The sequence below is a fragment of the Sphingomonas sp. PP-CE-3A-406 genome, assembly GCF_003688625.1.
Taxonomy (GTDB): Bacteria; Pseudomonadota; Alphaproteobacteria; order Sphingomonadales; family Sphingomonadaceae; genus Sphingomonas.
Genome location: NZ_RCWY01000002.1, coordinates 117,717 through 130,922, shown reverse-complemented (window position 1 = coordinate 130,922; position 13,206 = coordinate 117,717). Strand labels below are relative to the sequence as shown.

8 protein-coding genes are annotated in these 13,206 nt (G+C 66.7%); 4 read left to right on the top strand and 4 right to left on the bottom strand.

Annotation, left to right across the window (positions count from 1 at the left end):
* Position 1 precedes the first annotated feature (1 nt).
* Complete coding sequence (gene metH / locus C8J44_RS07035) at positions 2-2,713, top strand: methionine synthase (protein WP_121903972.1); 2,712 nt, start codon at positions 2-4, stop codon at positions 2,711-2,713.
* 33 nt (positions 2,714-2,746) lie between these two features.
* On the opposite strand, the gene C8J44_RS07030 is transcribed toward metH, so the two are convergent.
* On the bottom strand, positions 2,747-4,207 hold the full coding sequence (locus C8J44_RS07030) for an aldehyde dehydrogenase family protein (protein WP_121903971.1): 1,461 nt from the start codon (positions 4,205-4,207) through the stop codon (positions 2,747-2,749).
* Between the two features lie 106 nt (positions 4,208-4,313).
* Here C8J44_RS07030 and C8J44_RS07025 point away from each other — a divergent pair, with 106 nt between their 5' ends.
* The 3 genes from C8J44_RS07025 to C8J44_RS07015 all read left to right on the top strand — a co-directional run bounded on the left by C8J44_RS07025 (position 4,314) and on the right by C8J44_RS07015 (position 7,372).
* Positions 4,314-5,291 (top strand): quinone oxidoreductase, encoded by a 978-nt coding sequence (locus tag C8J44_RS07025; protein ID WP_121903970.1) that lies wholly within the window; start codon positions 4,314-4,316, stop codon positions 5,289-5,291.
* Positions 5,292-5,354: 63 nt separating this feature from the next.
* Positions 5,355-6,035, top strand: coding sequence for a response regulator transcription factor (locus C8J44_RS07020; protein WP_183128734.1), 681 nt, complete (start codon positions 5,355-5,357; stop codon positions 6,033-6,035).
* Positions 6,032-7,372, top strand: coding sequence for a HAMP domain-containing sensor histidine kinase (locus C8J44_RS07015; protein ID WP_310886159.1), 1,341 nt, complete (start codon positions 6,032-6,034; stop codon positions 7,370-7,372). The genes C8J44_RS07020 and C8J44_RS07015 overlap by 4 nt, the downstream gene beginning before the upstream one ends.
* A 63-nt stretch (positions 7,373-7,435) precedes the next feature.
* On the opposite strand, the gene C8J44_RS07010 is transcribed toward C8J44_RS07015, so the two are convergent.
* The 3 genes from C8J44_RS07010 to C8J44_RS07000 all read right to left on the bottom strand — a co-directional run bounded on the left by C8J44_RS07010 (position 7,436) and on the right by C8J44_RS07000 (position 12,980).
* Complete coding sequence (locus C8J44_RS07010) at positions 7,436-9,976, bottom strand: TonB-dependent receptor (protein ID WP_121903969.1); 2,541 nt, start codon at positions 9,974-9,976, stop codon at positions 7,436-7,438.
* A 144-nt stretch (positions 9,977-10,120) separates the two neighbouring features.
* Positions 10,121-11,611 carry a tryptophan halogenase family protein gene (locus C8J44_RS07005; RefSeq protein WP_121903968.1) on the bottom strand — a complete coding sequence of 497 codons (1,491 nt, stop codon included), beginning with the start codon at positions 11,609-11,611 and terminating at the stop codon, positions 10,121-10,123.
* A gap of 31 nt (positions 11,612-11,642) precedes the next feature.
* Positions 11,643-12,980, bottom strand: coding sequence for an AarF/ABC1/UbiB kinase family protein (locus C8J44_RS07000; RefSeq protein ID WP_121903967.1), 1,338 nt, complete (start codon positions 12,978-12,980; stop codon positions 11,643-11,645).
* Between the last annotated feature and the right edge of the window lie 226 nt (positions 12,981-13,206).

Below are 13,206 nucleotides of genomic sequence, written 5' to 3'. Positions count from 1 at the left end.
CATGACCACCACCTCCTCCTCCACCTCATTCGTCAACATCGGCGAGCGCACCAACGTCACCGGCTCGGCGCGCTTCAAGAAGCTGATCATGGCCGGCGACTATCCCGCCGCGGTCGAGGTCGCGCGGCAACAGGTCGAGAGCGGCGCGCAGGTGCTCGACGTCAATATGGACGAGGGGCTGCTCGACGCGCATCACGCGATGACGACGTTCCTCAAACTGATCGCCGCCGAGCCGGACATCGCGCGCATCCCGTTCATGGTCGACAGCTCGAAATGGAGCGTGATCGAAGCGGGGCTGAAGTGCGTCAGCGGCAAGCCGATCGTCAATTCGATCAGCATGAAGGAGGGCGAGGAACAGTTCCTGGCGCAGGCGCGCAAATGCATGGCGTACGGTGCGGCCGTCGTCGTGATGGCGTTCGACGAGGTCGGGCAGGCGGATACCAAGGAGCGCAAGGTCGAGATCTGCGAGCGCGCGTACAAGCTGCTCGTCGGGATCGGCTTTCCTCCTGAAGACATCATCTTCGATCCCAACGTGTTCGCGGTTGCGACGGGGATCGAGGAGCACAACAACTACGGCGTCGACTTCATCGAGGCGTGCAAGGAGATCAAGGCACGCTGCCCGCATTGCCACATCTCGGGCGGGCTCTCGAACTTCAGCTTTTCGTTTCGCGGCAACGAACCCGTGCGCCGCGCGATGCACAGCGTGTTCCTGTATTACGCGATCCCCGCGGGCATGGACATGGCGATCGTCAACGCCGGCCAGCTCGACATCTACGACGACATCGATCCCGAACTGCGTCAGGCGGTCGAGGACGTCGTGCTCAACACCGATCCCGAGGCGGGCGACCGGCTGGTCGCGCTCGCCGAACGCTATCGCGGCACCGATGTGGTGGCCGAGAAGGCGGCGGCGGAATGGCGCTCGCTCGGCGTCAACAAGCGGCTCGAATATGCGCTGGTCAAGGGCATCGACCTCCACGTCGTCGAGGATACCGAAGAGGCGCGGCTGATCATCGCGGGCAATGGTGGCCGCCCGATCGAGGTCATCGAAGGCCCGCTGATGGACGGCATGAACGTCGTCGGCGACCTGTTCGGCAGCGGCAAGATGTTCCTGCCGCAGGTCGTGAAATCGGCACGCGTGATGAAGAAGGCGGTCGCGCATCTGCTGCCATATATCGAGGCGGCCAAGGAGCCCGGCGCGCGCGGCAAGGGCAAGATCATCATGGCGACCGTCAAGGGCGACGTGCACGATATCGGCAAGAACATCGTCGGCGTGGTGCTCCAGTGCAACGGCTTCGACGTGGTCGATCTCGGCGTGATGGTGCCGTGGTCGAAGATCCTCGAGTCTGCGAACGAGAACGATGCGGACATGATCGGGCTCAGCGGGCTGATCACGCCGTCGCTCGACGAGATGGTGACGGTCGCCGAGGAGATGAAGCGCGCGGGGATGACGATGCCGCTGCTGATCGGCGGCGCGACGACGTCGAAGGTGCATACCGCGCTCAGGATCGCGCCGGCGTATGACGGCCCGGTGGTGCATGTGCTCGATGCCAGCCGGGCGGTGGGCGTTGCGTCAACCTTGGTGTCGGACACGATCCGCGACGAGTTCGTGACCAAGACCGCGGACGAATACGAGGCGGTACGGATCTCGCGGGCGAACAAGGGGCAGAGCGAGCTTTTGCCGCTGGAGACTGCGCGCGCGCGCGGGTTCGTGGCGGACTTCGCGATGAAGCCGCCTGCACCGGCGAAGCCTGGCGTGCACGTGTTCGCGGACTGGGACCTGTCCGACCTGCGCGACTATATCGACTGGACGCCGTTCTTCCGCGCGTGGGAACTGGCGGGGAATTTCCCGGCGATCCTGACGGATGAAGTGGTCGGTGAGAGCGCGAGTTCGCTGTATGCGGATGCGCAGGCGATGCTCGACACGATCGTCGCGGAGAAATGGCTGACCCCGCGCGGTGTTGCGGGGCTGTGGCCAGCGCGGCGCGAGGGGGATGACGTTGTCGTCCTCGCTCCCTCTCCCCTCCGGGGAGAGGGCTGGGGTGAGGGGCAGCCAAGCAGTGTGGCGCCCGGAGCAGCCCCTCACCCCGACCCTCTCCCCGGAGGGGAGAGGGAGCAGAAGGACGTACGTCTCCCCATGCTGCGCCAGCAGATCGCCAAGCGCGAGGGCCGCGCCAACATGTGTCTCGCCGATTTCGTCGACACGCAGGACGACTGGTTCGGCGGTTTCGCGGTCGGCATCCACGGGATCGACGAGCACATCGCGCGCTTCAAGGCGGACAATGACGACTACAACGATATCCTGCTGAAGGCGCTCGCCGACCGCTTCGCCGAAGCCTTCGCCGAGCGGCTGCACAAGCATGTTCGCACCGATCTCTGGGGCTATGCGCCCGACGAGCAACTCACCAACGAAGCGATGATCAAGGAGCAGTATCGCGGCATCCGCCCGGCGCCGGGGTATCCCGCGTGCCCGGACCACAGCCTCAAGCCGATCCTGTTCGACCTGCTCGACGCGCCGACCGCGACCGGGCTGGAACTGACCGAGAGCTTCGCGATGTTCCCGACCGCGGCCGTCTCGGGCTTCTATTTCGGCCACCCACAGGCCGAGTATTTCGGCGTCGCCCGCGTGGGGCGCGACCAACTCGAGGACTACGCTGCACGCCGCGGCGCGGACTTGAAGACTGCCGAACGCTGGCTTCGCCCCAACCTCGACTAACTCCCTCTCCCATTGGGAGAGGGAGTTAGAGGTTCAGGCCCCCGCCTCGGCCGGCTTCCCTTCGCGCACGTCACCCGGCAGTCCAGTGATCGTCTTCACCTCCATGAAGTCGGTCAGCCCATAGCGCCCGTTCTCGCGACCATTCCCCGACTGCTTGTAGCCGCCGAACGGTGCGCCGATGTCGGGGCTCCACGAGTTGATCGTGACCAGCCCCGCGCGCAACTTCGGTGCGACCTTCGCCGCCGCCGCCGGATCGCCCGAGATCGTCGCAGACAGCCCGTATTCGGTCGCGTTGGCGATGCGGATGCCCTCGTCCTGATCGCTGTACGACGTGATCGTAGCGACCGGGCCGAACGTCTCCTCCTGCGCGATCCGCATGTCCGGGCGCACGTCGGTGAACAGCGTCGGCTGGATGTAATACCCCGCGTTGCGCCCGTCCGGCCGCCCGATGCCGCCGGTCACCAGCGTCGCACCTTCGTCGATCGCCGACTGGATCAGCCCCTGTATCTTGTCGAACTGCGCCTTGTTCACGACCGGTCCGATGTGCTGGCCCATCTCGGCAGGATCGCCGACCTTGGTCTGCTCCATCATCGACTTCACGATCGCGGTCGCCTCCGCGACTTGGCTCGCATGCACCAGCAGGCGGGTCGGCGCGATGCAGCTCTGCCCCGAATTGGCGAGCACCCCCGCCACCGTCGGCGGCAGCACTGCGGCGAGATCGGCCCCCTCCAGCACGAGGTTGGCCGCCTTGCCGCCAAGTTCCTGATGCACGCGCTTCACGGTCGGTGCTGCGGCCAAGGCGACCGCGATGCCTGCCCGCGTCGAGCCGGTAAAGCTCACCATGTCGACGTCGCGATGTGCGCACAAAGCTGCGCCAACCCCCGGACCGTCGCCGTTGACGAGGTTGAACACCCCCGCCGGTACGCCCGCTGCATCCATGATCTCCGCCAGGATCACCGCGCACGACGGGGCTTCCTCGGACGGCTTCAGGATCATCGTGTCGCCCGCAGCGAGAGCAGGGGCGACCTTCGCGCAGATCTGGTTCAGCGGCCAGTTCCACGGCGTGATCATCGCGACGACGCCGAGTGGTTCGTGCACGACGGTCGCCTTGCCGATCGTCTCGGAGAATTCGAACGCCGCCAGCGCCTTCGCGGTCGCCGAGAAATGCGCGAGGCCGGTGGGCGCCTGTGCCATCGACGCGAGCGCCATCGGGGCGCCCATCTCCTGCGACATCGCCTTGGCGAGATCGGGCATCCGCGCCTTGTATTCGGTCATGATCCGGCCGAGCACATCGAGGCGCTCCTGCACGCTCGTCTGGCTCCAGCTCTCGAACGCGGCGCGCGCTGCGGCAACCGCCTTGTCGACATCGGCGGCGGTGCCGAGCGTGATCTCGGTGCAGGGCTGCTCGGTCGACGGGTCGATCACCTGATAGACGGTGCCGCCCTCGCTCTCGACCCACGCGCCGTCGATATACTGCTGCAAATAGCGTTTCATCGTGCCTCTCCGCATCTTGTCTCGCGCAGGAATGGGCTCGCCGGAGATCGGTTGCAACCCGAAACGCTTCGGGTAGGGTGACCGCCAGACGCATCAGGAGGCCGGCATGGCGAGAGTGGCATTCATCGAGAAGACCGGCGGCCCCGAGGTCATTCAGTGGCACGATGTCCAACTGCCGCCACCGGCCAAGGGTGAGGTCTGGATGCGCAACACCGCGGTCGGGCTGAACTACATCGACACGTACCACCGCAGCGGCGTGTACCCGGTCGACCTGCCCTCGGGTCTTGGCAGCGAAGCGGCGGGCGTGGTTATGGCGGTCGGAGAGGGCGTCACCGACTTCGCGCCCGGTGACCGGGTCGGCACCTTCGGTCCGGCGCGCGGCGCCTATGCGACCGAGCGCAACGTGCCCGCGAACCAGCTGTTCAAATTGCCCGACACGCTCGACGATCAGACGGCTGCGGCGATCCTGCTCAAGGGTACCACGGCCGAGTTCCTTGTCGAGCGTTGCGCGAAGGTACAGGCGGGCCAGACCGTGCTCGTCCACGCGGCGGCGGGCGGAGTCGGCCATATCCTGGTCGGCTGGCTGAAGGCGATCGGCGCGACCGTCATCGCGAGCGTCGGCAGCGAGGACAAGGCGGCGCGGACGCGGAAGGCCGGCGCCGATCACGTCATCCTCCACAAGTCCGAGGACATCGCCGCACGCGTTCGCGAGATCACCGACGGCGAGGGCGTGCCCGTCGTGCTCGACGGCGTCGGCGGTGCGACGTGGAACGCCTCGCTCGACAGCGCGGCCAGGCGCGGATTGATCGTGAGCTACGGCAACGCAGGCGGGGTGGTCGACGGCGTCAACATCGGCGTCCTCGCGCGGAAAGGCTCGCTGTTCGTCACCCGCCCGACGCTGTTCGATTACTACGCCACGCCGGAGGAGAAGCAGGCCGGCATCGCGCGCCTGTTCGCGATGCTCGACAGCGGCGCGGTCACACCCGAGATCGGCCAGACCTTCGCGCTCGAAGATGCCGCCGACGCGCACCGCGCGGTCGAGAGCGGCGACACCTGGGGGAGCACGCTCCTGCTCCCCGAATAAGCCGGTGGTTTGCCTCAAGGGAGAATCGCGGTACGGCGAACGCCACCTTTCGGCGAGATGACGATGAGCTTGAATCTGTTGCTGGTCGAGGACGATGCGGTGTTCGCGCAGACGCTGGCGGAGGAATTGCGCGGGCTCGATCATTGCGTCACGGTCGTGGTCGATGGCCGCGAGGCGCTGGCGGCGGTCGACAGCGCGCCGTTCGACGCGGTAGTGCTCGATCGGATGCTGCCCAAGGTCGACGGCATGGCGGTGCTTGAGCGCTTGCGTGGCGGCAACATGACGCTGCCGGTGATCATGCTCACCGCACTCGGGCGCTCGGTCGAGAAGGTCGAGGGTCTCGAGGCGGGCGCCGACGATTACGTGGTAAAGCCGGTCGCCGCTGCCGAACTCAACGCCCGTCTTGCCGCAGTCGTCCGCGGGCGCGGCTGGACCGGGGGTAGCGCCGACACGATCCGAGCGGGCGATATCGTCGTCAGTCCGACCAAGTTCCGTGCGTGGCGCGACGGGATCGCGCTCGATCTCGGCAAGCTCGAGTTCAAGCTGCTCAGCGAGTTCGTCGCCAATGCCGATGCGGTGCTGACCCGGGCGATGCTGGTCGAGCGGGTCTGGGGATACGACTTCGCGCCGACCACCAACATCGTCGACGTCTATGTCCGCCATCTGCGCGTCAAGCTGACCGCGGCAGGGGGCAGCGACCCGATCCTCACGGTACGCGGCGTCGGGTATATGCTGCGCGGATGATGCGGTTCCGGTCGCTGCGCGCGTTGACGCTGGCGTTCGTGCTGGCGTTCCTCGTCGCGACGATCGGTACCGGGTTCGCGATCCATACGGTAACGCAGCAAACGATCGAACGGCTGGTCGATCGTCGGATCGAAGCCGTGAGTGACGAGGTCGCCGGAACGTTCGGTGATCGCAGCCCCGAGGAACTCGTCCGCCGGATCAACGCGGCCACGCAGGAACGCGATACCGGCGATATCGGCTTCCTGCTGCTCGACACGGATGGCCACCGGCTGGGCGGCAACATCGCCAAGCTGCGCCGCCTGCCGCTCGGTTTCTCGACGGTTGCCGTGAAGGATAAGATCGCGGGTCTGTCGGCGGGGCGTGCGTTGGTGCGTGATGTCGGCCGTGGCATGACGCTTACGACGATCGCCGAAACGGAGCCGTTCGACGACTATAACGCGGCGCGCGTGCGGATCTATCTCCTCGGGTTCGGCTCGATCGTGCTGATCGTGATCGCCGGCATGCTGGTCTTCGTCGTCACGATCCGGCGACGGATCGGCGAGATGCGGCGGACGGTCGAGGCGATCATCGACGGCGACATGGCACGCCGCGTGCCGATCCACCCGTCGGGCGGCGAGTTCGCGCAGCAGGCGATGGCGTTCAACCGGATGCTCGACCGGATATCGGAGCTGATGGCGAGCATCAGCAACGTCTCCAACGACATCGCGCATGACCTGCGCACGCCGCTCGCCCGGCTGAAGAGCCAGCTGGCGCTGTCGTTGCGTCGCGCCGAGACGGACGCGCAGCGCGACGATCTCGAAGCGGCGGTCGCGATGAGCGACGAGCTGCTCGAGATGTTCGCGGCGATGCTGCGGATCGCGGAGGTCGAGGGTGGCGATCGCCGTGCGGCGTTCGCAGCGCTCGATCTGGCGGCGCTGGCCGACGAAGTCGCGACGATGATGCAGCCGGTGGTCGCCGATGGCGATCGGACGTTGATCCTGGATACTGCCGGGCCGGCCGAAATCCTCGGCGATCGGCACCTGCTCGGCCAGATGCTCGTGAACCTCATCGAGAATGCGATTCGCCATACGCCGCCCGGCACACGCATCGAGATCGGCATCGCGACCACCGGCAGGACCGCCATGCTCATGGTGACCGATACCGGCCCCGGTATCCCGGCGGATCAGCGCAAGCTGGCGCTACGCCGGTTCGGGCGGCTCGACGCCAGCCGCCACGACGAAGGTCATGGCCTCGGCCTGCCGCTGATCCAGGCGATCGTCCGGCTTCATCGCGGCACGATCGCACTCGAAGACGCGGTCCCCGGACTGCGCGTCGTCATTGTTCTGCCCAAGGGCTGAAACGACGAAACCCGGACAGGCTGAGCGCCTGCCCGGGTTTCCATTTCTACGCGGTAAGCCCGATCAGAACTTGACCGAAGCTTCCATGCCGTAGGTACGCGGTGCGTTGAAGTTGCCGTAATCGCCGAGGACGTTGCTGATGCTGCCTGAGGCAGTGCTCGTCGTCGGGGCACCCGGCAGGCTGTTCGAGGGATCGCGGCGGAACACATACTGCTTGTCGAACAGGTTGCGGACCCAGGCCGAGATCGTCACCGCGTTGCTGCCGCCGACCTGGATGTTCGCCAGGGCGAGGCGGGCGTTGGCGATGAACGCCGGATCGTTCTTGGTCGCGAACTGATCGAAGGTCTGCGTCGCCTGCGAGTAGTTGCCATCGAGGTGGAACTTCAGGTCCATGTCGCCGACCGGCATCGTATAGTCGATCGAGCCGTTGGCGGCGTTGCGCGGCGTGAACACGATGTAGAAGTTCTGGTACACGCCGGTCGACGCGATCAGGACGGGCGGGATCTTGGTGTAGGTGTACGCATAGCCCGCGGTCAGCGTCAGGCCGGTGACCGGCTGCACGGTCAGGTCCGCCTCGATCCCGCGGATCTTGGTGATGCCGGGCGCATTGATCGTCACGAGGTTGTTGAAGCTGCCCGACGCAGTCGTCTGGATCGAACTGATGTCGACCTGGCTGTTCTTGCGGTCCATGATGTAGCCGGCAAGGTTCAGGCGCGCGCGATGGTTCCAGAAATCGGTCTTCGCGCCGATCTCGTACGACTTCACGTCCTCGGGATTGAACGTCTGGTAGTTCGACGTGCGCGAGCTGGCACCGCCGGCACGGTAGCCGGTCGCGTATTTCGCATAGAGGTGCACCGAGTCGCTGGCGTCATAGGCGAGCGTCGCCATCGGATTGAAGCGGTTCCAGGTGGCGTCGAGCGGCTTGTAGCCCGCCGCGGTCAGCTGGGCCGCGGACGCCGTGTCATAGTTCAGGTTGCGCGAATAATGCAGCACGCCCTGCTTTTCGTCGCGCGTATAGCGACCGCCGGCGGTCAGGTGGATCGCGTCGGTCGCGTTCCACGTCACCTGGCCGTAGCCTGCATAGCTCTTGGAGAAGACTTCCGACGCGCGATCGATCGAGCGGCAACCCGGCTGCGATCCGAAACCGCCCGAGCCGGTGCACGGATCGAGTACAGAAATCGTCGACAGCGTCGAATTGAACGCCAGCGAGTTCGGCGTGGCTGCATCGTCGCTGATGTGTTCGTTAAAATAGTACAGCCCGGCGACGTAGTCGAACTGACCGACCGTGCCGACAGCCTGGAATTCCTGGCTGAACTGGTTCTGGTGGAGATCGGCAAGGCTGTAGCGGCTGAAGTTGCACGCGGTGCCGGTGCAGCCCGCGGCGACGACGGGGACGCGGTGATAGCCGCCGCTGTTATCGTACTGCGTCGCGTTCACGCCGCGCCATGCGGTGATCGAGCGGAGTTCGATTTCGGGCGCGACATCCCAGCGGATGTTCGACGTGAAGCCGTGCGTCTTGTCGATGCTCGGCTGCTGCGGGACGCCGATGTCGGCGACCTTCGCGCGGCTGTTACCGTTGATGACCACCTGGCTCGGCAGCGGCTTCACGCTGCCGGTGAGCGTCGCGTAGTTGGTGCCGGGCAGGGCACAGGCGGAGGACGCCGCCTGCGCGCCGGCTTTGCACGCGTTCGGGTTGAAGTTCAGCAGCTGGCTGTAGAACGGGCTGTTCGAGTCGTAGCCGTTGTCATAGCTGAAATCGGCGGTCATGCCCGAGATCGGATGGACCCGCGCGGTAGCCTTGAAGCCGCGGCGATCGTAATAATTGAAGCCGGTCTGGCCGACGAGCGGGTTCTTGGTGGTCGCACCCTGATACTGGACGACGCCGTCGAGCTTCAGCGACACGCCATAGACTTCGGGAAGGTCGAGCCGCAATGCGCCGTTATAGCCGCCGTAATTGGCGATGCCTGCGGTCGCGCTGCCGCCCCATTTGCCGCTCGGGCCCTTGGTGACGATGCTCAGCGCGCCGCCTTCGGTGTTGCGACCGAACAGCGTGCCCTGCGGGCCCTTGAGGACCTCGATCCGGTCGACGTCGAACAGCGCGGCGTTCAGGCCGTGCTGGCGACCGAGATACACGCCGTCGATATAGATGCCGACGCCCTGCTCGCGCGCGGGCTGGTTGGCGTCGAGCGGCACGATGCCGCGGATGCCGATCGTCAGCGCGGACTGGCGCGCCTCGAACGTCGCGACGCGCAACGACGGCACGGCGCCGTCGGCGAGGTCGTACAGGCTCTGGACGTGACGATCGGTCAGCGCTTGGCTGTTCAATACGTTGATCGCGATCGGCGTCTTCTGAAGGTTGGTCTCGCGCTTGGTCGCGGTGACGACAATCTCGCCCAGACCGGTCTGGTCGGCGGGATCGGCGGCGGGCGCAGCTGCCGGATCGGCTGGATCGGTCGGCGTCGCGGCAGGCGCGGTCGCGGCGGCGTCCTTGGCGATTGCCGGGTCGGCATGCGCGAGAGCTGGCGAGGCGATCGCCATCGTCAGCGCGGCGGTCAGCGCGGCGCCGGCCAGCAACCGCACGCGCAGGCTTGCTGCATTCAACATCGAGATTTCCCTTTTCAGACACCTTTGCCTTGATGGGCGCGATAAGGGGCAGTCGTGGCGCGCCGGTTACGGATTTAAGAATCGCGTGTAGGGCACTTTTAATGCTGGCTTAATGTTGCGATGCGGCGAGCAGAAAGTCGCGTGCTAGCGTTTCGCCATGCAGTGACGCGCGACGGTGTCGGCATGTGCTGGAAGCGCGCGGGCCGTAGCGGCATGTCGGTCCCGGATGTCGGCGAGGAACCCGGCCAGCTGGTCTGGGGACAGCGCCTCGGCGAGTGGCGACCACGTGACGGGATTTATGCCCTGACCGATCATGACCTGGAGCCAGGCCGGTTCGGTGAACAAATCCGCGACGTCCGGCGTCAGGATCGCGGCGGCGCGGAACTGCGCGATCTTCTCGGCCAGCCGGTCGGGCAGCGCCATGTCGCGGCACCGCTGCCAGAACGGCTCCGGGCGGCGATTGGCGTGGTAGTGGAGGATCAGGAAGTCGCGGACGGTGTCATATTCGATATGCGTCTGGCGGTTGTACGCAGCGCGCGCGGCGGCGTTGTCGCCGGCCGACGGGAACAGCGACAACAGCCGCGCCACCGCGGACTGCACCATGTGGATGCTGGTCGATTCGAGCGGCTCCATGAACCCCGAGGCGAGGCCCAGCGCGACGACGTTGCGCTCCCAGAAGGTCGCGCGCTTGCCGGTGGCGAAGCGCAACGGGCGGGGATCGCCGATCGCCGGGCCGTCGAGGTTGGCCAGCAGCCGTGCCGCCGCCTCGTCGTCGGACAGATGCGCGGCAGCGTAGACCAGGCCATTGCCGGTGCGGTGCTGGAGCGGAATCCGCCACTGCCAGCCGACCGGCCGTGCGGTCGCACGCGTGTAGGGGAGCAGCGGCGTGGTCACTTCGCAGGCCACCGCCATCGCGCGGTCGCAGGGCAGCCAGTGCGACCAGTCCTCGAACGCGACGCCAAGCGCCTCGCCAAGCAGGAGCGATCGGAACCCTGAGCAATCGAGGAAGAAGTCGCCCTCGACTGCGCGGCCGTCGTCCAGCGTGACGCCGGTCAGGTCCCCGGTCTCGCCATCGCGCTGTGCGGTGACGATCCGCCCTTCGATCCGGTCGACGCCGCTAGCTTCGGCCAGGCCGCGCAGCCAGCGCGCCAGCAATGTTGCGTCGAAGTGATAGGCGTAGGCTAGGTCCGGATGGCGATCGAACCGCGCGTCCGCCGCCGCCCGCGCGCTGGCGATATAGTCGCCGAGCGGTGCTGCGGTCCCGGACGCTTGCGCGCGCAACCAGTGATGATGGAACGGGACGACGCCCAGGCCGCGCCCGACCGCGCCGAACGCGTGCATGTAGCGGCTGCCGCGGCCGGTCCAGTCGACGAACTCGATGCCGAGCTTGAACGTGCCGTGCGTGGCGGCGAGCATCGCATTCTCGTCGATGCCTAGCGCGGCGGTGAGCAGGCGGATTTGCGGGATCGTCGCCTCGCCGACGCCGACGGTGCCGATCGCGTCGGATTCGACCAGACTGATCTTCGTCGTGCGGGGCACGAACCGCGCGAGCATTGCGGCGGCGATCCAGCCCGCGGTGCCGCCGCCGACGATGACGATGGTCTTGAGTGGCACGGGGGCAGTCGGACTGGTCATCCCCACCTTATACGGGAGGATCGGTGGCGGCCTAGAGCGTTGCTTCGCCAAAGGAATGCCGGATCAACGCGCGGACGTCGACTCGGGCCTTGAGGCGGGCGGCGAGCAGCGCGGTGCCGCTGATCTTGCGCTGGACGAACAGCGTGTCGATCGGCGGCAGGTGCCAGGTATCGCGGTCGCGCGCGATCTCGGTGCCCTGTTCGCGGAGCACGCCGACGAACGCACGGTCGCCGAAGTCGAACGGGCCGGGCTTGGCGAGTTCGACGAGGATGACGTCGATCATGCGGTCGACCAACGCGCGGTGCTGGAGCACCGCCGCCTCGCCGAGGAAACCCGCGGCGATCGCGGCTTCGCGGACTGCGTCGCGGTCGCCGGCCAGAGCTGCCGTAAGCAAGCGGCGATAGCCTTCGCCGGTTTCGGCAGGAAGGGGGCGGGCGGCGCCGAAATCGAGCAGGGCGAGCTTTTCCGTCTCGGGCTGCCAGCGATAGTTGGCAAAGTTCGGATCGGTCTGCATCAGCCGCCAGTCGAACAGTTCGCGCAGCACGAGCGAAATCAGGTCGTGCATCACGCGGTCGCGGACATCCTGCGGCGCGGTCTCCAGCGTCTCGACGGGCACGCCGGTGACGAAGCTCATCGCGAGAACGCGGGGCGTGGTGAGCTCGGAATAGAGCGCGGGCACGACGAACTGCGACTGGTCGGCAAGCAACTCGCCGTAGCGCGCCAGCATCTGCGCCTCGCGGAGGTAATCGGCCTCCTCGTGGAGCTGCTTCTTCGCCTCGTCGAGCAACGGCGCGATGTCGAGCGATTTGGGGAGCATGCCCGATACGCGGAGCAGCGTCGCGACGTTGTCGACGTCGGCGTCGATGCTCTCCTTGACGCCGGGATACTGGACCTTGATCGCCAGTTCCGTGCCGTCGGGCAGGCGCGCGCGGTGGACTTGGCCGATCGAGGCGGCGGCGACGGGGTGCGCCTGGAAATGCGCGAAGCGGCGGCGCCAGTCCTTGCCCCATTCGGCGGCCAGCACGCGATCGAGCTGCTGCGGCGGCATGTGGTTCGCATTGTTGCGCAGGCGCGCAAGGATGGTCGCGAGTTCGGGCGGGAGCATGTCGCCCGCGTCCATCGAGATCATCTGGCCCAGCTTCATCGCGGCGCCGCGGAGGTGGGAGAGCTGGTCGGCGACGCGCGTGGCGTTGGCGGGGGTCAGGAGAAGGTCGCCGATCTTGGGCCGTTCGCCGTTGGCGAGGCGGCGGGCGCCTTCGGCCACGACTCCGCCGGCGACACCGCCCGCGAGTTTGCCGAAGACGCCGAGACGGGCGAGGCGGCCGCTCGGGATCGCGCGTCCGGCGCTGTTGCCGCTGTCTTCGGTCACGGGTGTTCCTTGGGTTTTGGGGGCGGTGCGTTGCGATTGGGATATGGGTTGCGGAAGCAGTCGATCAATTGAACCCAGCGAGCGAAGTTAACCGAAGCTACTCCTTCTTGTTCTCCCGCGAAGGCGGGAGCCCAGACTGGATCCCCGCCTTCGCGGGGAAACAATCTTGGCGCGGACGCATTCGACCCCATCCCCCATCGTCATCCCCGCGCAGGCGGGGATCCAT

Bases quoted from the DNA above. Each gene is read 5' to 3' on its own strand.
- metH (WP_121903972.1), top strand. From the start codon at position 2: ATGACCACCACCTCCTCCTCCACCTCATTCGTCAACATCGGCGAGCGC.
- C8J44_RS07030 (WP_121903971.1), bottom strand. From the start codon at position 4,207: ATGAAACGCTATTTGCAGCAGTATATCGACGGCGCGTGGGTCGAGAGC.
- C8J44_RS07025 (WP_121903970.1), top strand. From the start codon at position 4,314: ATGGCGAGAGTGGCATTCATCGAGAAGACCGGCGGCCCCGAGGTCATT.
- C8J44_RS07020 (WP_183128734.1), top strand. From the start codon at position 5,355: ATGAGCTTGAATCTGTTGCTGGTCGAGGACGATGCGGTGTTCGCGCAG.
- C8J44_RS07015 (WP_310886159.1), top strand. From the start codon at position 6,032: ATGATGCGGTTCCGGTCGCTGCGCGCGTTGACGCTGGCGTTCGTGCTG.
- C8J44_RS07010 (WP_121903969.1), bottom strand. From the start codon at position 9,976: ATGTTGAATGCAGCAAGCCTGCGCGTGCGGTTGCTGGCCGGCGCCGCG.
- C8J44_RS07005 (WP_121903968.1), bottom strand. From the start codon at position 11,611: ATGACCAGTCCGACTGCCCCCGTGCCACTCAAGACCATCGTCATCGTC.